This window comes from Pseudomonas sp. ef1, assembly GCF_007293365.2.
GTDB lineage: Bacteria > Pseudomonadota > Gammaproteobacteria > Pseudomonadales > Pseudomonadaceae > Aquipseudomonas > Aquipseudomonas siliginis.
The window spans coordinates 959,292-978,466 of the sequence record NZ_CM129815.1 but is presented as its reverse complement, the minus strand read 5'-3'; the positions used below and the strand labels follow the sequence as shown (position 1 = coordinate 978,466).

At 58.4% G+C, this 19,175-nt stretch carries 17 protein-coding genes; 12 read left to right on the top strand and 5 right to left on the bottom strand.

Features of this window, described 5'->3' with window-relative positions:
- Nucleotides 1-33 precede the first annotated feature (33 nt).
- The 4 genes from fmt to FEE99_RS04640 all read left to right on the top strand — a co-directional run bounded on the left by fmt (nt 34) and on the right by FEE99_RS04640 (nt 4,162).
- Nucleotides 34-993, top strand: coding sequence for a methionyl-tRNA formyltransferase (gene fmt / locus FEE99_RS04655; protein ID WP_041476510.1), 960 nt, complete (start codon nt 34-36; stop codon nt 991-993).
- On the top strand, nt 990-2,300 hold the full coding sequence (rsmB, locus tag FEE99_RS04650) for a 16S rRNA (cytosine(967)-C(5))-methyltransferase RsmB (protein WP_041476511.1): 1,311 nt from the start codon (nt 990-992) through the stop codon (nt 2,298-2,300). Before fmt ends, rsmB begins: the two co-directional genes overlap by 4 nt.
- Before the next feature lie 21 nt (nt 2,301-2,321).
- On the top strand, nt 2,322-3,698 hold the full coding sequence (gene trkA, locus FEE99_RS04645; RefSeq protein ID WP_041476512.1) for a Trk system potassium transporter TrkA: 1,377 nt from the start codon (nt 2,322-2,324) through the stop codon (nt 3,696-3,698).
- Between the two features lie 149 nt (nt 3,699-3,847).
- Nucleotides 3,848-4,162, top strand: coding sequence for a tetratricopeptide repeat protein (locus FEE99_RS04640; protein WP_041476513.1), 315 nt, complete (start codon nt 3,848-3,850; stop codon nt 4,160-4,162).
- Between the two features lie 57 nt (nt 4,163-4,219).
- Here the strand turns inward: FEE99_RS04640 and FEE99_RS04635 are convergent, their stop codons facing one another.
- A complete protein-coding gene (locus FEE99_RS04635; protein ID WP_039757181.1) occupies nt 4,220-5,107 on the bottom strand; it encodes a lysophospholipid acyltransferase in 888 nt (295 codons plus the stop codon).
- A 41-nt stretch (nt 5,108-5,148) separates the two neighbouring features.
- Nucleotides 5,149-5,706: a DNA-3-methyladenine glycosylase I gene (tag, locus tag FEE99_RS04630; protein WP_041476514.1), complete on the bottom strand. Its 558-nt coding sequence runs from the start codon at nt 5,704-5,706 to the stop codon at nt 5,149-5,151.
- Between the two features lie 81 nt (nt 5,707-5,787).
- Between tag and glyQ the strand changes: the two genes are divergently transcribed.
- From glyQ to FEE99_RS04610, 4 genes are all read left to right on the top strand, one after another.
- Complete coding sequence (gene glyQ, locus FEE99_RS04625) at nt 5,788-6,741, top strand: glycine--tRNA ligase subunit alpha (protein WP_003187265.1); 954 nt, start codon at nt 5,788-5,790, stop codon at nt 6,739-6,741.
- Complete coding sequence (gene glyS, locus FEE99_RS04620; RefSeq protein ID WP_041476515.1) at nt 6,738-8,792, top strand: glycine--tRNA ligase subunit beta; 2,055 nt, start codon at nt 6,738-6,740, stop codon at nt 8,790-8,792. Before glyQ ends, glyS begins: the two co-directional genes overlap by 4 nt.
- A 4-nt stretch (nt 8,793-8,796) precedes the next feature.
- On the top strand, nt 8,797-9,336 hold the full coding sequence (gmhB, locus tag FEE99_RS04615; protein WP_167351293.1) for a D-glycero-beta-D-manno-heptose 1,7-bisphosphate 7-phosphatase: 540 nt from the start codon (nt 8,797-8,799) through the stop codon (nt 9,334-9,336).
- An 84-nt stretch (nt 9,337-9,420) separates the two neighbouring features.
- The gene (locus tag FEE99_RS04610) at nt 9,421-10,200 is read left to right on the top strand and encodes a lysophospholipid acyltransferase family protein (RefSeq protein WP_041476517.1); all 780 of its coding nucleotides are present in this window, start codon (nt 9,421-9,423) and stop codon (nt 10,198-10,200) included.
- Between the two features lie 170 nt (nt 10,201-10,370).
- Here FEE99_RS04610 and FEE99_RS04605 read toward each other — a convergent pair whose 3' ends face one another.
- Nucleotides 10,371-11,906, bottom strand: coding sequence for a sensor histidine kinase (locus FEE99_RS04605; RefSeq protein WP_041476518.1), 1,536 nt, complete (start codon nt 11,904-11,906; stop codon nt 10,371-10,373).
- Between the two features lie 164 nt (nt 11,907-12,070).
- Here FEE99_RS04605 and FEE99_RS04600 point away from each other — a divergent pair, with 164 nt between their 5' ends.
- The 4 genes from FEE99_RS04600 (at nt 12,071) to FEE99_RS04585 (ending at nt 16,117) form a co-directional block, all read left to right on the top strand.
- Nucleotides 12,071-12,790 (top strand): response regulator transcription factor, encoded by a 720-nt coding sequence (locus FEE99_RS04600; RefSeq protein WP_039757187.1) that lies wholly within the window; start codon nt 12,071-12,073, stop codon nt 12,788-12,790.
- 729 nt (nt 12,791-13,519) lie between these two features.
- Nucleotides 13,520-13,921, top strand: coding sequence for a hypothetical protein (locus FEE99_RS04595; RefSeq protein WP_153428583.1), 402 nt, complete (start codon nt 13,520-13,522; stop codon nt 13,919-13,921).
- Between the two features lie 81 nt (nt 13,922-14,002).
- Nucleotides 14,003-15,400: a hypothetical protein gene (locus FEE99_RS04590; protein WP_223296393.1), complete on the top strand. Its 1,398-nt coding sequence runs from the start codon at nt 14,003-14,005 to the stop codon at nt 15,398-15,400.
- Between the two features lie 189 nt (nt 15,401-15,589).
- Nucleotides 15,590-16,117: a hypothetical protein gene (locus FEE99_RS04585; RefSeq protein ID WP_041476519.1), complete on the top strand. Its 528-nt coding sequence runs from the start codon at nt 15,590-15,592 to the stop codon at nt 16,115-16,117.
- Nucleotides 16,118-16,659: 542 nt separating this feature from the next.
- Here the strand turns inward: FEE99_RS04585 and FEE99_RS04580 are convergent.
- Together FEE99_RS04580 and FEE99_RS04575 are read right to left on the bottom strand one after the other, a co-directional pair.
- Nucleotides 16,660-17,334, bottom strand: coding sequence for a heavy metal response regulator transcription factor (locus tag FEE99_RS04580; protein ID WP_003253420.1), 675 nt, complete (start codon nt 17,332-17,334; stop codon nt 16,660-16,662).
- A 489-nt stretch (nt 17,335-17,823) separates the two neighbouring features.
- Nucleotides 17,824-19,167, bottom strand: coding sequence for an OprD family porin (locus tag FEE99_RS04575; protein ID WP_003253422.1), 1,344 nt, complete (start codon nt 19,165-19,167; stop codon nt 17,824-17,826).
- Nucleotides 19,168-19,175: the final 8 nt, after the last annotated feature.

Genomic DNA, 19,175 nt, shown 5'->3' with positions numbered 1-19,175 from the left:
GGCAAGCCTTTTTCTTTATATGAGACGCCTTTCATGACTGAGCCACTGCGCATTGTTTTTGCCGGTACCCCGGAATTCGCCGCCGAACACCTCAAGGCCCTGCTGAGCAGCCCGTACGAGATCGTCGCGGTCTACACCCAGCCGGATCGCCCGGCCGGCCGTGGGCAAAAACTGATGCCAAGCCCGGTCAAACAACTCGCCCTAGAAAATAATATCCAGGTGTTGCAGCCGCCGACGTTGCGCAATGCCGACGCCCAGGCGGAGCTGGCCGCGCTGAAGCCGGACTTGATGGTGGTGGTCGCCTACGGTTTGATCCTGCCGCAAGCGGTGCTGGATATTCCGCGTCTGGGTTGCATCAACAGCCATGCGTCGTTGCTGCCGCGCTGGCGCGGTGCGGCGCCGATCCAGCGCGCGGTCGAACACGGCGATGCCGAAAGCGGTGTAACGGTGATGCGCATGGAGGCCGGGCTGGATACCGGGCCGATGTTGCTCAAGGTCGTCACGCCGATCAGCGCTGAAGACACTGGCGGCACCCTGCATGATCGCCTCGCCGAGATGGGGCCGCCCGCCGTGGTGCAGGCGATTGCCGGTCTGGCTGCCGGCACCCTGCAAGGTGAGGTGCAGAATGACGAACTCGCCACCTACGCACACAAACTCAACAAAGACGAAGCACGCATCGACTGGAGACGTCCGGCGGTGGAGCTGGAACGTCTGGTCCGCGCCTTCAATCCATGGCCGATCACCCACAGCACGCTCAATGGCGAAGCGTTGAAAGTGCTTGCCGCATCCGTGGCCGAAGGCACTGGCGCCCCGGGTGAAATCCTCAGCGCCAGCAAAGACGGGCTGATCGTCGCCTGCGGTGCACAAGCGCTGTGCCTGACCCGCCTGCAATTGCCCGGCGGCAAGGCGCTGAACTTCAGTGACCTGTTCAACAGCCGCCGTGAGAAATTCGCCGTCGGCAGCGTGCTCGGCGCTGCGGTGGAAGCGCAATGAACCCGCGTCTGGCTGCCGCCAAGGCGCTCGCCGCCGTGCTTAGCGGCAAAGCCTCGCTGAACAGCTCCCTGCCGACGCAACTGGACAAGGTCGAGGATCGCGATCGCGGTTTCACTCAGGACCTGGCCTTCGGCACCGCACGCTGGCAGCCACGCCTGTCGGCACTGGCGGAAAAACTCCTGCAGAAACCATTCAAAACCGCAGACGCCGATGTCGAGGCGCTGCTGCTGGTTGGTCTGTATCAACTGCTCTACACCCGGGTACCGGCCCATGCCGCGATCGGCGAAACCGTCGGCTGCGCAGACAAGCTGAAAAAGCCTTGGGCCAAAGGTCTGCTCAACGCCGTGCTGCGCAATGCCCAGCGCGAAAGCGAGACGATCTTCGCCGAACTGGAACGCGACCCGGTGGTGCGCACGGCCCACCCGCGCTGGCTGCAAAAATCCCTGAAGGCATTTTGGCCCGAGCAGTGGGAAGCGATCTGCGCAGCGAACAACGCGCATCCGCCAATGATCCTGCGGGTCAACCGCCGTCATCACAGCCGCGATGCTTATCTTGCGTTGCTGGGCGAAGCCGGGATCGCCGCGACGCCGTGCGTTTACAGCCGCGACGGCATCGTCCTCGAAGCTGCTGCCGATGTGCGCAGCCTGCCGGGTTTCGCCGAAGGCTGGATCAGCGTGCAGGACGAAGCCGCGCAACTGGCCGCCGACCTGCTTGATCTGGCGCCGGGCCAGCGCGTACTCGACGCCTGCTGCGCCCCTGGCGGCAAGACCTGCCACATCCTTGAAGCCGAACCGGCACTGGCCGGGGTGGTGGCGGTGGATCTGGAAGCCAAGCGTCTGGTGCGCGTAAAGGAAAACCTCGAGCGCCTCGGCCTCAACGCTGAACTGATCGCTGCCGACGGTCGCGATATCGACAAATGGTGGGACGGCAAACCGTTCCAGCGCATCCTCCTCGACGCGCCATGCTCGGCCACCGGCGTGATACGCCGCCATCCGGACATCAAGCTGACCCGCCAGCCGGACGACATCGTCGCCCTCGCGCAACTGCAAGGCGAACTGCTCGACGCCATGTGGAAAACCCTCGAAGTCGGCGGCATCCTGCTCTACGCCACCTGCTCGACGCTGCCGACCGAGAACACCGAAGTCATCGCCGCGTTCCTCGCGCGCACCCCCGGTGCCCGTGAACTGGACCTGGCCACAGCGGCCGGCATCAAGCAGCCCCATGGTCGCCAGTTGCTGGCCCAGCAGGGCGGGCATGACGGGTTCTACTACGCCAAGCTGATCAAGATCGCCGCCGCGCGCGGCTAAACGGATTCATGGAGTGACTGGATGAAAATCATCATCCTCGGTGCGGGACAGGTCGGCGGTTCGCTGGCCGAACATCTGGCCAGCGAGGCCAACGACATCACTGTGGTCGACACCGATGGCGAGCGCCTGCGCGACCTCGGCGACCGCCTCGACATCCGCACCGTGCAGGGCCGGGGCTCGCTGCCGTCGGTGCTGCGTCAGGCCGGTGCCGACGACGCCGACATGCTGGTAGCGGTGACCAACAGCGACGAAACCAACATGGTTGCCTGCCAGGTCGCCCACACGCTGTTCCACACGCCGACCAAGATCGCTCGCGTGCGCGAAGCGTCGTACCTCAATCGCGAGGAACAGCTGTTCCAGAACGAAGCGATTCCGGTGGACGTGCTGATCAGTCCCGAGCAGGTCGTGACCAACTACATCAAGCGCCTGATCCAGCATCCCGGCGCCTTGCAGGTGATCGACTTCGCCGAAGGCGCGGCGCAACTGGTGGCGGTGCGCGCCTATTACGGCGGGCCGCTGGTGGGCCAGCAACTGCGCCAGTTGCGTGAGCACATGCCGAACGTCGAAACCCGCGTAGCGGCGATCTTCCGCCGTGACCGGCCGATTTTGCCGCAGGGCGACACGGTGATCGAGGCCGATGACGAGGTGTTCTTCATCGCTGCCCGTGAGGACATTCGCGCGGTAATGAGCGAAATGCGCCGCCTCGACGAAACCTACAAACGCATCGTTATCGCCGGGGGCGGGCAGATCGGCGAGCGCCTGGCCGAGGCCATCGAAAGCCGCTATCAGGTGAAGATCATCGAGATGAGCCCGGCGCGCTGCCGCTACCTCTCCGATACCCTCGACAGCACTGTAGTGTTGCAGGGCAGTGCCTCGGACCGCGATCTGCTGCTGGAAGAGAACATCGCCGACGCCGATATCTTCCTCGCCCTGACCAACGATGACGAAGCCAACATCATGTCGTCGCTGCTGGCGAAACGGCTGGGGGCGAAGAAGGTCATGACGATCATCAACAACCCGGCCTACGTCGACCTGATCCAGGGCGGCGACATTGATATCGCCATCAGCCCGCAACTGGCGACCATCGGCACCTTGCTCGCCCACGTGCGCCGTGGCGATATCGTCAGCGTGCACTCACTGCGGCGCGGCGCGGCGGAAGCGATCGAGGCGATTGCCCACGGTGATGCGAAATCGAGCAAGGTCATCGGCAAACCGATCGAGAAGATCGGCCTGCCACCAGGCACCACCATCGGCGCGGTGATCCGCAACGAGAACGTGATCATCGCCCACGACGACACGGTGATCGAAGCAGGTGACCATGTGATTCTGTTCCTTGTGGATAAAAAGCATATTCGCGATGTGGAGAAGCTGTTTCATGTGGGGTTGAGCTTCTTCTGACCTGAAGACAGCGTTGCCCGTGATGGCCCCTTCGCGAGCAGGCTCGCTCCCACAGTGGAATGCATTCCAAATGTGGGAGCGAGCCTGCTCGCGAAAGCGGTTTGACAGACTCGCAGGTTCTCTGACGAACAATAGAAAGGAATCCGCCAATGCTCGAATCCCTGGAAAAAATGCTCGCCAAGGGTGTGGATAACGCGCTTCTGCGCTTCGGTCTGGGCAAGGGTTATCTGGACTTGGGTGAAAACGCCAAGGCTGCCGAGCATTTTCAGCGTTGTGTCGCTTTCGATCCGAAATACTCGGCAGCGTGGAAGCTGCTGGGCAAGGCGCAGCTGGCGCTAGGCGATCACGCCGCTGCGCGTCAGGCCTGGGAACAAGGCCTGGAAGCGGCCCGCGCCCACGGTGACAAACAGGCCGAGAAGGAGATGACGGTATTCCTGAAAAAGCTTGAGCGGCAGGCGCCTTGAGCTACCGATTGAGCAAGGCGAGCCCGTCTGCATCAACCGTCACCCCATCGAAGTTGCTCAGTACCAGCGCGCCTCGCCCGGCGGACGCTTCTTGAAGCGTTTCATGCTCCACATGTACTGGCTCGGATACGCCGCAACATAACGTTCCACTACCTTGCTCATCGCCGCGCAGGACTCTGCGGTATCGGTGCTGTACATCGCTTCTGGCGCGGCTTCGAGAATCACTTTGTAGCCCGAGCCGTCGGGCAGGCGCAGGGCGTGCAGGAATACACCGACCGCTTTGCCGCCGGCCAACATGTTCGGCACGAATTTGCTGGTCAGTGCCTGGGTGGCGAAAAACGGCACGAAAATCCCGGCGGATTCGGCCGGTTCCGGGTCGGCGGGAATGCCCACGGCACCACCCTTGCGCACTTCCTTGATGACGCTGAGAATGCCTTCCTTGGTCGAGGCCGCGACCTTGTTGCCCAGCTGCACGCGCTGTTTGCGCAGCAATTCATCCACTGCCTTGAGCTTCGGCGGACGGTAGAAAATGATCGGTTTGCACTGGCTGCAATAGAAGTGGTTGAGCACTTCCCAGTTGCCGAGGTGACTGGTGATGCCGACCACGCCTTTGCCCGAAGCCAGCGCGTCTTTCAACACATCGAGGCCTTCGACTTCACGGACCAGATCGATCGAGCGCTGCGCCGGCCAGATCCACGCGCAGGCGCTTTCGGTCAGCGACTTGCCGATGTCCTTCAGACTCTGTCCGACCAGACGCTCACGTTCGGCCGCATCCATCTGCGGAAAACACTTGGACAGGTTGATCCGCACCACGTCGCGGGAACGATTGGGGGTCTTCCACATGATCCAGCCGATCGCCGAACCCACGGCCTGCACGGCCCGCCATGGCAGCAGGGCAAACAGCCGCAGAGCGCCTACCAGCAAGGCGCCTTTAAACTTTTCCACAGGTCACTCCTGATCTTTGTGCTGTGCGCGAGGCGGGCATTCTAACCGGCGTTGGCGAGCTGCGCGTAGCGGTCGCAATCCTGAGTGTGGTCCATGACCATGCCCGAGGCCTGCATCAGCGCGTAGCAAATGGTCGGACCGACGAAGGTGAAGCCGGCTTTTTTCAGCGCTTTGCTCATTGCCAGCGCTTCGGGGGTGATCGCCGGGACTTCGCTGCGATCCTTGAAATGATTGATGATCGGTTGGTCGCCCACGAATGACCAGAGCAACGCCACCGGATCCTCCAGCGCCAGCCACGCCTGGGCATTGCGCCGGGCGGCGTTGAGTTTCAGGCGATTGCGGATGATGCCCGAGTCGAGCATGAGCTCGTCGATTTCGGCATCGCTCATCTGCGCCACGCGCTGCACATCGAAGCCGAACAGCACCTGACGGTAACGCTCGCGTTTGCGCAGCACAGTGATCCACGACAGCCCGGCCTGGAACCCTTCGAGCAAAAGCAACTCGAACAAACCCTGCGCATCGCGCAGCGGCGTGCCCCACTCCTGATCGTGATAAGCCATGTACAGCGGATCTTCGGTACACCAAAAGCAGCGTGGCATAAGGCTCCAGGGGGCGTGCGCAGCAACGAATCGGGTATACTCCCGCTCTTTAAATCGCAGCCCAAGAAACAGGTGAATTTCGTGAGCCAGCCTACGCCAGCCGTGCGTACCTTCCAAGACTTGATCCTCGCGCTCCAGCAATACTGGGCCGAGCAAGGTTGTGTGGTACTTCAGCCCTACGATATGGAAGTAGGCGCCGGCACTTTCCACACCGCGACCTTCCTGCGCGCCATCGGCCCGGAAACCTGGAACGCCGCGTACGTGCAGCCAAGCCGCCGTCCGACTGACGGCCGTTACGGCGAAAACCCGAACCGTCTGCAGCACTACTACCAGTTCCAGGTAGTCCTGAAGCCGAACCCGGACAATTTCCAGGAGCTGTATCTGGGCTCGCTCAAGCATGTCGGCCTCGACCCGCTGGTGCACGACATCCGCTTCGTCGAAGACAACTGGGAATCGCCTACCCTCGGCGCCTGGGGTCTGGGCTGGGAAGTCTGGCTCAATGGCATGGAAGTCACTCAGTTCACCTACTTCCAGCAAGCGGGCGGCATCGAGTGCTACCCGGTGACCGGCGAGATCACCTACGGTCTCGAGCGGCTGGCGATGTACCTGCAAGGCGTCGATTCGGTCTACGACCTGGTCTGGGCTGACGGCCCGTTCGGCAAAGTCACCTACGGCGATGTGTTTCACCAGAACGAAGTGGAGCAGTCCACTTACAACTTCGAACACGCCAATGTCGACAAACTGTTCGAGCTGTTCGACTTCTATGAAAGCGAAGCCAAGCGCCTGATCGAACTCGACCAGCCGCTGCCGTTGCCGAGCTACGAAATGGTGCTGAAGGCGTCGCACACCTTCAACCTGCTGGATGCGCGCCGGGCAATCTCGGTGACCGCGCGTCAGCAATACATTCTGCGCGTGCGCACCCTGGCGCGTTCCGTTGCGCAAGCCTACCTGCTGGCTCGCGCCAAGCTGGGCTTCCCGATGGCGACCCCGGATCTGCGTGACGAAGTACTGGCCAAGCTGGAGGCTGCACAATGAGTGCGCAAGATTTTCTGGTTGAACTGGGCACCGAAGAACTGCCACCCAAAGCCCTGAACACTTTGGCTGATGCGTTCCTCGCCGGTATCGACAAGGGCCTGCAAGCCGCCGGCCTGAGCTACGAAAGCAAAACCGTTTATGCCGCGCCACGTCGTCTGGCTGTGCTGATCACTGCGCTGGCTACTCAGCAGCCGGATCGCAGCATCAACCTCGATGGCCCGCCACGTCAGGCGGCGTTCGACGCTGACGGCAATCCGACTCAGGCCGCCCTCGGCTTCGCCAAGAAGTGCGGCGTCGAGCTGAGCGAAATCGACCAGAGCGGTCCGAAACTGCGTTATAGCCAGAACATCGCCGGCAAGCCGACCGCGAGCCTGCTGCCGACCATCGTCGAAGATTCGCTGAACGACCTGCCGATCCCGAAACGCATGCGTTGGGGTGCGCGCAAGGAAGAATTCGTGCGTCCGACGCAGTGGCTGGTGATGCTGCTCGGTGACCAGGTCATCGATTGCACGATCCTCGCGCAGAAGGCTGGCCGTGAATCCCGTGGTCACCGTTTCCATCATCCGGAGAGCGTGCGCATCGGTTCGCCGTCGAGCTACCTCGCCGACCTGCGGGCCGCGTATGTATTGGCCGATGCCAACGAGCGTCGCGAGATCATCAGCAAGCGCACCGAAGAGCTGGCCACCCGTCAGGAAGGCACGGCGATCGTTCCGCCGGCACTGCTCGACGAAGTGACTGCGCTGGTTGAATGGCCGGTGCCGCTGGTGTGCTCGTTCGAAGAACGCTTCCTCGACGTGCCGCAGGAAGCGCTGATCACCACCATGCAGGACAACCAGAAGTATTTCTGCCTGCTGGATGCCGACGGCAAGTTGCTGCCACGTTTCATTACCGTGGCCAACATCGAAAGCAAAGACCCGCAGCAGATCATCGCCGGTAACGAGAAAGTGGTTCGCCCACGCCTGACCGACGCCGAGTTCTTCTTCAAGCAGGACAAGAAGCAGAAGCTCGAAGACTTTAACCTGCGCCTGCAGAACGTGGTGTTCCAGGAAAAACTCGGCAGCGTCTACGACAAGGCCGAGCGCGTTTCCAAACTGGCCGCGTACATCGCCGCACGTATCGGCGGCAACGCCTCGTGGGCTGCCCGCGCGGGCCTGCTGTCGAAGTGCGACCTGGCCACCGAAATGGTTGGCGAGTTCCCGGAGATGCAAGGTGTCGCCGGTTACTACTACGCCCTCAATGACGGCGAGCCGCAGGACGTTGCGCTGGCGCTGAACGAGCAATACATGCCACGCGGTGCCGGGGCTGAACTGCCGGCGACGCTGACCGGTGCAGCCGTCGCCATCGCCGACAAGCTCGACACTCTGGTCGGCATCTTCGGTATCGGCATGCTGCCAACCGGCAGCAAAGACCCGTATGCCCTGCGCCGTGCGGCACTGGGCGTGCTGCGTATCCTGATCGAGAAACAACTGGACCTGGACCTGAACGACGCCGTGGCTTTCGCGGTGAATGCATTCGGCGGCAAGGTCAAGGCTGCCGGCCTCAACGATGCCGTGCTGGAATTCATCTTCGACCGCCTGCGTGCGCGTTATGAAGACGAAGGCGTCGACGTCGCCACCTACCTGTCGGTACGTGCACTGAAGCCGGGTTCGGCGCTGGACTTCGACCAGCGTGTGCAGGCGGTGCAGGCCTTCCGCAAACTGCCGGAAGCGGCAGCGCTGGCGGCGGTGAACAAGCGCGTGTCGAACCTGTTGAGCAAAGTCGAAGGCTCGGTACCGACCGTGGTCGAAGCCAAGTATTTCGACAACGCCAACGAGTTCTCGCTGTACTCGGCGATCCAGCAAGCGGATCAGGCCGTGCAGCCAATGGCCGCAGCGCGTCAGTACAACGAATCGCTGGCACGCCTGGCGGCACTTCGCGAGCCGGTCGACGCGTTCTTCGACGCGGTGATGGTCAATGCCGACGATGCCAATGTGCGAGCTAACCGCTACGCGCTGCTGGCGCGCCTGCGTGGCCTGTTCCTCGGTGTTGCCGACATTTCGCTGCTGGGTTGAGGGATTGCTGTTGAAACTGCTGATTCTCGATCGTGACGGCGTGATCAATTACGACTCCGATGCCTACATCAAGTCGGTGGAGGAGTGGATTCCGCTGCCCGGCTCGATCGAAGCGATTGCGCAGTTGAGCAAGGCCGGCTGGACGGTGGCGGTGGCCACCAACCAGTCGGGCATTGCTCGCGGCTATTACGACCTCGCCACCCTCGAGGCCATGCACGCGCGCCTGCGCAAGCTGGTCGCAGAGCAGGGCGGTGAAGTCGGTTTGATCGTGTATTGCCCGCATGGCCCGGACGAAGGTTGCGATTGCCGCAAACCGAAACCGGGAATGCTCAAAACCATTGCCGAGCATTACACGGTGCCGTTGACCAACGTCTGGTTCGTCGGCGACAGCCTTGGTGACCTGGAGGCCGCCAAAGCCGTCGATTCACAGCCAGTTTTGGTGAAGACCGGGAAAGGCGAAAAGACTCAGGGTAAAACCCTGCCGGTTGGCACCCTGATTTTTGACGATCTGGCGGCGATTGCCGCAGAACTTATCCACAACTAGGGTACTTCTGAATTTCCTGGCCAGGGATTGCTCGGGAGTGCGCTTGAACAGTCGGGGCATTGCCCCGTAACGGTAACCGTCGCCATGTCGATACTGCGGGCCTTCAGAATCTTTGTTTTTTATCTGCTGCTGGGCACAACAGCGTTGCTGTGGTGCAGTCTGAGCTTTTTCATCGCGCCGTTTCTGTCCTTCAAGGCGCGCTATCGTTTCATCAACGTGTACTGGTGCCGTTGCGCCCTGTGGCTGACCAAGGTGTTCCTTGGCATCCGCTACGAAATCAAAGGCGCGGAAAACGTGCCTGACCGGCCCTGCGTGATTCAATCGAACCACCAGAGCACTTGGGAGACCTTCTTTCTCTCCGCTTATTTCTCGCCATTGAGCCAAGTGCTCAAGCGCGAATTGCTCTACGTGCCGTTCTTCGGCTGGGCCATGGCCATGCTGCGCCCGATCGCCATCGACCGCGACAACCCGAAGGCCGCGCTCAAACAAGTCGCGGCTAAAGGCGACGAGCTGCTCAAGGACAACGTCTGGGTGCTGATCTTTCCCGAAGGCACACGAGTCCCCTACGGCACTGTCGGAAAATTCTCTCGCAGTGGCAGCGCATTGGCGGTGAATGCGGCGCTTCCGGTGCTGCCGATTGCACACAATGCCGGCAAATTCTGGCCAAAAATCGGCTGGGGCAAACAGGCCGGAGTGATCACTGTGGTCATCGGCGAACCGATGTATGCCGAAGGCAGTGGGCCGCGCGCCATCGCTGATCTGAATGACCGTGTGCAGGCGTGGAACGAGAAGACCCAGCGTGAAATGGGCTCGCTGCCACCGGCGCCACAGGCACCGGCCGCGAGTGACCAACTGGCTGTCTGAATTTTGTGGATAACCTGTGTACGCTTTCCCTCCAAAGCAGAGCAATTCAAATTTAAGTTGTTGATTTATATATATATTTTCAAATCTTTAATTTGAATGAAATCCGTGCATAAGTTTTATTCGGATGTAAAAAAACCGGCCGTTATAGCCGGTTTTTTTGTGCCCCTTTTTCATTCAGCAAGCAGCGGCAACTCGATAAGGAAAGTGGTTCCCGCATCGACCACGCTACGACACTCAATCGTACCGCCATGATGATCAATCACGGCTTTGACCATCGACAAACCCAAGCCCACGCCGTCGATGCCCTGGGCCGAAGAGAAACGCCGATACTGGCTGAACAGGTCAGGCAATTCATCGGCGGCAATGCCCTTGCCCTGATCGGTCAATTCGCAGCGCAGCCACTGTCCATCACAGCTGACCTTCAGTTGCACAGTGCTGTCTGCGGGGCTGTACTTGATCGCGTTTTCCAGCAGGTTGAACAGGGCGCGCGTCAGCAATCCCTGATCGGCCAGAATCAGCCGCTCCTGGCATTGCTCATCGACCTCGTTGAGCAGCTCGATGCGTTTCTGCTGGGCGATCGGCAACGCCTGATCCAGCACGTCCAGTACCAGCATGGCGAACAATGTCGGGCGGAACTGGTAGGTCTCGGATTCAGCCCGCGCCAACAAGACAAAACCATCGGTCAGATCCAGCGCGCGGCGCACCTGGCGCTCAATCTGCTCGAACAGCGGCGCATCAGCACCCGCCTGATGACGATGCACATCCAGCAGGGCGAGGATCGCCGAATGGGGGGCGCGCAGGTCGTGGGAAAGAAAACGCAGCAGGACGCCGCGCTGCTCCTCAGCCGCACGCTCGGCACTCAAGTCCGTCAGGCTGAGCAGCCAACCGATCGGCGTATCGCCGTCGACCGGCAGCAGCGCCGCTCTTTCCAGGCGCAGACTGCGTTCCTTGTGATCGCGAAATTCCAGCAGCGGCAGGGTGGCCAGCGGCGGTCGCGGCGTTGTGGATAATTCCGGATAGCCGAGCCGTGCCAGTTGATCGAGTACGTCATCACCCACCAGCGGAACCTCGAACAACTCGCGCGCTTTGCGATTGCCCAGCAGGATCTTGCCCTGCGGATCACTGATCAGCGTCGCCACCGGCAGGTATTCCAGGCCATCGGCAATGAAGCGCCGGGTGTCGCGGGTGCGGCTCATGGCTTGTTCGAGCGCCATGATCTGGCCCTGCAAACGGTCGGCACCGGTGAAGCGGGTCCGCCGACGTTCAGGGAAGACTTTCGGTTCGCTGTCCAGACGTGCCAGCTCCCAGCCGAAATACGTCAGCACAACACTCAGGCGTCGCCAGTTCCAGATCAGGTAACCGAACAACATTCCCAGGGCTGCTGGCGTTGGCGACCACCAGTAGCGGGCTTCGGCCAGCAGGGCGCTGGCGATCAGCGCACAGGCCATACCGGCCAAGGTTACCCACAGCGCCCAACGCGGCCGCCACAGCAACAATCCCAGCACACCCGCGACCATCACCACGGACAACAGAGCGCCGGGCGCTGGCGACGGATTGTGCAGATTGATCTGGGCGCGATAAGACAACAAGGCAGTCAGCGGCAACAGCACTAGACTTATCCACAACCACTCGCGCACCAGCCGCCGGAACAGACGCTGGACCTGGCTCGGCTCACGACTTTCACGTCGGCGTTGAGGGTTACGCATGAGGCAAAGGGCAGGGCAGTGGATAGGGTTTCATAGGTCTCTGGTCGGAGGCGTAGACCCGAAGAATCATAGCGGACGTCGACCACCGACGGGCTGCTTCTTTCATCGCGGCCGGGGAGTCGCTATTGTCGACATCCCAGCCCCAGCGACAAGGAACACCGCCGATGCGCGTTGCCATTCTGGACGACGAACCCGCCGAACTGCGCCGGGTCGAGCAAACCCTGGAGCAAATGGCCGAAGCTGGAGAACAGCCGTGGTCACTGCACAGCTTCGAGCGCGGGGAAGACTTGTTGCGCCAGTTGCGCCGGGAAACCTTCGACCTGTTGATTCTCGATTGGCAACTTCCTGATCTCACGGGTCTGGCACTGCTGCGCTGGACCCGCGAACACATGGACGCGCCACCCGCTGCAATCATGCTCACCAGCCGCGATGGCGAGAGCGATATCGTTCAAGCCTTGAATGCCGGGGCTGACGATTATGTCAGCAAGCCGTTTCGCCCCAATGAGTTGAAGGCGAGGGTGGCTGCGGTATTGCGTCGGCATAGCCAACCGCGCAGCGCGGCGGGCGAAATACAGACGTTTCACGATCTGACTTTCGACGACGCCGAACTGACCGTCACCCGTGAAGGCAAACCGATCCTCATGACCGAACGCGAATACCGCTTGGCGCGCTGCCTGTTCAGCAACCTGGGGCGGCCATTGTCGCGGGATTACCTGTACGAGCGCTTCTGGCCGAACGAGGAGACAACTTCTTCGCGGCCACTGGATACGCATATCTACCGATTGCGCAACAAGCTCGGGCTGACAGCGGATCGGGGTTGGCAGTTGCTGACAATTTATGGGTATGGGTATCGGTTGGAGAGTGTCGGCACTGGGAATGACTGAGGCAAAAAAACCCCGGCATTGGCCGGGGTTTTTCATGAGCGGGTAGCAATCAGGATTGTAGGTTCACAAAATAGGTGATAGGCCAGACCCCGTGAAATTGGAATCTTCGCCATTTTTTTTGTGAAATGAAGGGGTGCTTTTCACAGAAAAGCCGAGAAATCCCTACTCACCAATCACAAAAGTTGATTGGCCTGGAAAGGGCCGTTTACGACCGACGCGTGACTTTTCGGTAAGGGATGAGGAGTAGTCGCAGCGATCCTTTAGCTCCTAGTCTGGCGACCTTGGGTTCAGAATCCGACTGGCAATGCCCGCCGTCACTACTTCAGAGGAACCAGCTTCCTCTGCTGCCAAAATTGCGGGGGCTCATGCTGGTACCCAGGCCCGACAAATGCGCAGTTGCAGCCCTCAATTGCAAGGCTATCCAAAGCGGCACGCGTGTCAATCAAGATCTGATGCATGACGATGGCCGGCCTCACGGAGGTGAAACCGGAGATTCAGAATGACTAAACCGACCCCGTAGACACCAACCTCCACGAAGGCCGCTATCGACCCAAAGCTGTCCTTCAAGAAAGGCAGCTAACGGCGAGAAGCGGTCATTTTGTATCTACAGGTTTCGGGGCGATTCACTCGTCTGATGCTCAGGAGCACCAGGATGGGCGTCAAGGAGGTGGTCATCTTGAGGTGGACTATGCTGACCAGTTGCTCTCAAATCTAATCGTGAGGTCCTCCATGGCAAACCCCAATCTGCTGGCTCTATTCAGAGATGAAGTCCTTCTGACCGGGCCTGAAAGCTCCCTACCTAGCAACCTATCTCAGTTCTGGCTTGAGGAGCTCCAGAATCATCTGGAGAGGTATTTCGACGGTTTGAACTCGGAGTCAGATGCAGAAGAGAAGGATCTCGACATCTCCCTCCCACTCGCAGCGATCATCCACATCTTGTTCGCAAAAAATGGTGGGGAGGAGATATCCGAGAGCTCTGAAAAGCTGTACGAGTATTTCCAAGACTACCGGCTCGAACTGGCCCTTGAAGAGATCACGCGAAAGACTCATGTGGCTGCCGAGGCTGCAACCATTGAGACCATCTTCACCAACCGAGACGTCCTGGTGGAGCAAAGCCCCCTTCTTCAATAGGTACCTCCACCGATGCCATCGCCGGCGGGCACGCTCCGAGGCATTGATGGAATGCATTTTGACGACTGCCGAGATCAGCGAATGAAAGAAATTGCTGCGCCGATGTTCGATCTAATCGCTTTGTCGCTTCCACGAGGGTTGGGGTTTGGGGACAGCCCGCCAGTAGGGGCATGGCTTAGTGAGGACGGAATTTCTTGTGCCGCTCTAACCCGAAATATCAATTCCGGCAGCTTCGGAATTGTCACCTTGCGGCGTCGTGTCGATAGCGTGTGGGTGCTCCTCAGCCATGGTGAGTGCACCACTGGCGAGTCCGAAGCCCGCGCCTCAATCAGCCATTTTCTCTATACCCAAGCCCATCCGCTTCCACTCCCTTCAGGTGAACGACGACGTGCTCCTCTAAGCAGAATGGGTAAGCGCACACCAAGCGTGGTGTTCAAATCACTATTTGATCCAAGCCGCCGTATTGGGGCGTGGGCGCTGAATCAACTGTATCTCGCACTGCCATCCCCAGACAGAAATTGGGTTCCCGATTGCCAGACTGAGAATTTTCACACCCGCCTCTGGGAAGCCCACCTATTAGCGATTTTTCGTGAACAGGGACTCTTGGTCACCCAGCCTAAAGAATCACCCGATTTTCACATCGAGAATAGGCTGGGAGATGAGGCCTGGGTTGAAGCAGTGACAGCCAACCCGGAAGAGCGGTATGAGCATTTTGGCGCCTCGCCGGTCCCCCCACCCGCTGACCGACATGAGCGTTTCTTAGGAGCGGCTGCAGAAAGGTTTGCGAGGACCATCCAAAACAAATTGGACAAGCGTTACGAATCCCTACCGCACGTGGAGGGTAAGCCGCTCATTCTGGCCTTAGCCGATTTCCATGCGCCCAGTTCAATGCTGTGGAGCAGGGAGTCGCTCATCAGCTATCTCTATGGCTTTGCAGTTCACTCATCTGCGCATCGTGGTACGCACCTGATAACTGTGGAGGAAGAGACATCTCTGCTATCAGGGCGCCCCAACGGCCTATTTACGCTAATGGAAAATGCCCATCTTTCAGCGGTCATTTTCACCAATGCCTGCACAGTGCCAAAGCTCAGCCGAGTGCCGATCTCAGGTGGAGCTCATCTAGACGGGTACCGATACTTGCGGTTTGGTGAGTTTTTCGACCGTTCTCCGGGAGCATCACGAGGTATCCCATTTCTGTTGGATGTAGCGTCCAGCGACTACGGTCAGCTCTGGCCGCAATATGGCTACGAGCCGTGGTCTGCTGAAGTGGAGGTATTCCATAACCCTATGGCACTATACCCGGTGCCTAATGAGTTGATACCAGAAGTCACCCACTGGAGAGAAGTAAACGGAAGAGTCGAGTGCGAATCTTTCTTTGATGTATCCATACTCCGATCCAGAACACTCGTCCTCAGTGCAAACGCTAAGGTTCCGTCACTCGATGAGTTGCTGACAGCAGCCAGTCCTCCAGAGCTCTGACGGCGGCGGGGTGGCCGCATCGTTGCCACGCAGGTAGATGAGAATTTCTCAGCAAGCTACCCAGCCAGGGGAAGGACATGAGATCCCCTGCGCAATTCAGGACCGTTGAAGCGTCACCTCTCTTCGGGTAAAAGCATGACCGTCATACAACGCTACAACAGCGTCATACCCGAGAGCATAGGAAGAAAAATGTCGATCCAAGGACTAAAACGATACTTTGGAAACAAGATTCACGCAGTGATAATGATGGCCCCGCTTAAGCGGGAAATGATACGCCTCGGCATATGCACCCTTATGGCGATTATTCTGAATATCATCTTGTATACCGGCGTTGAAGTAGACGGCACCATCAAGCCGTGGGCAGAAACCCCGATAAAACTGTTTGCATCGTCGATGTTATTCGCCTTCATGATCAAGGCTTTTCTGAAAGTTCTCGGCTGGACGATACTGAAAGCAATGCTGTTGAGTGCGAACAATGCCTTCAGCGGCATACTGAGTTTTTTGGGCAATCAGTTCACAGGCGTCATGTACTGTACCGGAATTATTATGGGTTCTATCACGATTAAATTGTATATGGTTTCCGGGGTTTTAGACTCTGAGTTTGCTTATCTGTCCGCAATCGTATTTGCTTCCGGGGTTTTATATTTCTATGTGCTGCAATGCGCCATTCAAAAAACAATGAGTCCGGCCCTGCGTACACCAGCAGTACCGCGTTAAACCACTAGGGTGTGACTATTCATCTCTGGTGCTCAGTAGGCGCTCGCTCTGCTGAACCCTCACCCATACACAACCATTAATGGACTGGCCCGCCTTCGACTTTATGAAGAAGGCGAGCGAGCACGTGACTGATTGCGCATGTATTCCGAGATGAGACTTTCGAAATTGATGTCCGCCTCCTCAACGAGAATATTGACGTGACAGTACAGCTCTTCAGGACCTCTGAGATAATTGAAAATCCTTGATCTAACGATGCCGCAAACCCCTTCTTTGACCGCCGTAGAGGGGAGGTTGATAACATCGCCAACGCACGGGATAAGAGCTAGGCCATGGTCGCTGTTGAAGACAATGTCAGCTGGACAGGCATCAATGCTGGCATCGGATTGTCCTTGCGAAACCTGCTGATAATCAATGCTATACCTCATGTACAGCCTACCTCATTTGTTGAGTGAGGAATCAGCGCCGCGGATCGTAAACAGAAACCTCAAGTTCGCAAGCGACGGGAGCATGTAGCGGATTTTCGGTACTAGAGAGCTTGGCAACTATCGTTTTTCAAGCACATACCCTACGCCCCGAAGCGTATGTATCAGTTTGGTCTCGAAAGGGTCATCTATCTTGGCTCTGAGTCTTCGAATCGACACCTCTACAACGTTTGTGTCGCAGTCAAAATTCATATCCCAAACCTGCGAAATAATTTGGGTGCGGCTCAGCACCACACCGGTATTACGCATCAGGTAATGCAGTAACGCGAATTCTTTCGTGGTCAGGTCAATGCGCTGACCGTCCCTGAATGCCCTGTGCCGGCTCTGATCAAGCTCCAGGTCAGCGACGCGAATGACCTCTACGGATGCAGGGTGATCTGACCTGCGCATCAAGGCGCGAACCCGGGCCAGCAGCTCAGGGAACTCAAATGGCTTGATCAGGTAGTCATCTGCTCCGTTCTCCAGCCCCCGGACCTTATCCGCCAGCCGGCTTCTCGCCGTCAGCATCATGATACGGGAAGGGCAGTTTTTACGACGCAACAACTCAAGGACCTGCCAACCGTCCATCTCTGGCAGATTTATATCCAGGATAATCAGCTCATATTCGTGCTGCTTAGCCAAGAATAATCCATCTGACCCGGTGTGGACGCAATCTACGACATAGCCACATTCCGTCAGACCTTGACGCACATACTCCGCAGTTTTTACTTCATCCTCAATTACCAGAATTCGCATGGGATTTTGTCTCGATATCACTGAGCAATTAACCGCGCACGCGCGCCGGCATTATTGAAAGGGATGGTAAATCAAAATGAGCGTGCCGGGGCTCAAATGACGGATTTGTAATTTCTAGGTAATACAGTTGATAGTCTGGCGGTATATCTTGTCGCGGTTTGGGTTTGACAGTTGCGGGCCCTCTCTCCAGCAGGTGATTTGACCTTATGAAGTATTGGGTTATTTTCTTCTTTGTGCTGGCTTCGTTCCGCTCAGATGACGGCGAGGTCGCTCACATTGAAGAGACTGGTCATTGGTGTAGTCATGAACTTCACCGGCATGCGATGCGTACAATCGAACGCCTACTTGAATTTTAGGCAAAAAAAAGGCGCCCAATGGGCGCCAAATATCCACCTTTTACCAAAGGAGCACTTAAGCCACTCAAGGTGAATGCGTAATGCTCGTTTTACTAACAGGACCCGCCAATGGATAACTGGCCCAGTTAGCGAATTACAGAATCGAAAGCGGGTACTCGATGATTACACGAGTTTCATCCAGATCCGATTCGAAAGCAGTGGCACGCGTGGTTGCCTGGCGCAACCGGAAGGACAGATCTTTTGCCGGACCGGTTTGGACAACGTATTTGACTTCGACGTCACGCTCCCAACGCTTCTGATTGTCGAGCGGGTTGCCGTTGTCGTCGGTGCGCATGTAGAACTGGTTAGCGTTCGAGTAATCCGCACCCGAGCCTCTGGCGTAGCGCGTCATGAACGTCAGGCCTGGAATGCCGTAGCTGGTGAAGTTCAGGTCATAGCGCAGCATCCAGGAACGCTCTTTCGGCGAGTTGAAGTCGCTGTACTGGATGGAGTTGTCGACGAAAATCGAGTCCGACTGACGCAGGTAGTCGAAATCGTCGTCGCCGTTGTTGCGCTGATGCGACAGGGCCAGGGTGTGGGCACCGTAACGCACACCGACCTTGGCACTCCAGATGTTGTTGTCGAATTCACCCAGGCGCTTCTTACCTTCATCTACGGCTTTGTAGTAGTTGAAGCCACCGATCAGCGCCAGATCGTCGCTCAGCGGGTAAACCACGCTTGTGCCGGCGTAGTACTGATTCCAGACGTCTTTCAGCTGGCTGGCGTAGACGCTCACAGTCCAGTTGTCGTTGATCGAGTAGTCACCGCCACCGTAACCGATCCATGGCGAGTTGACCGGGCCGCCGTAGAACGTCACGAAGTTGTCGTTCAGGTTGCTTGAGACCGGCTGGCTCATCGCATGCAGACGACCACCCTGGAGGGTAAGGCCCTGGATGCTGGTGTTCTCAACGGTCACACCGCGGAAACTCTCTGGCAGCAGGCGAGAGTCACCCGATGCGACGACCGGGGTCGATGGGAAGACATCACCCACTTTCACGATGGTATCGAACAAGCGGACTTTGGCTGCGCCGCCGACCTTGGTGTATTCGTCGCGAGCTTCACCCTTGTTATCAACGGGCAGCACGTCGAAGGAGCTACGGCCGCCGTTGCGCCCATCACCGGTGTCGAGCTTGAGGCCGATCATGGCAAAGGCATCAACGCCAAAGCCAACGGTACCTTGGGTAAACCCGGAGTTGAATTTGCTGATGATCGCGTGCGCCCAGGCTTCGGAGTAGCCGTTCGTATTGCCCTTGCCACTGTTGTAAGTGGGGGCGGTGCTGTCGCGGTTATCACGGTTGAAGTAGAAGTTACGGTTCAACACTGTAAGGCTGCTGCCTTCAATGAAGCCTTCTGGCTTGTCTTCAGCTTGTGCCGAAATAGCATAGCTTCCAGACAGCGCAGAAACTGCCGCCAAATACAGTGGTACTTTGATTTTCATCCGATGCT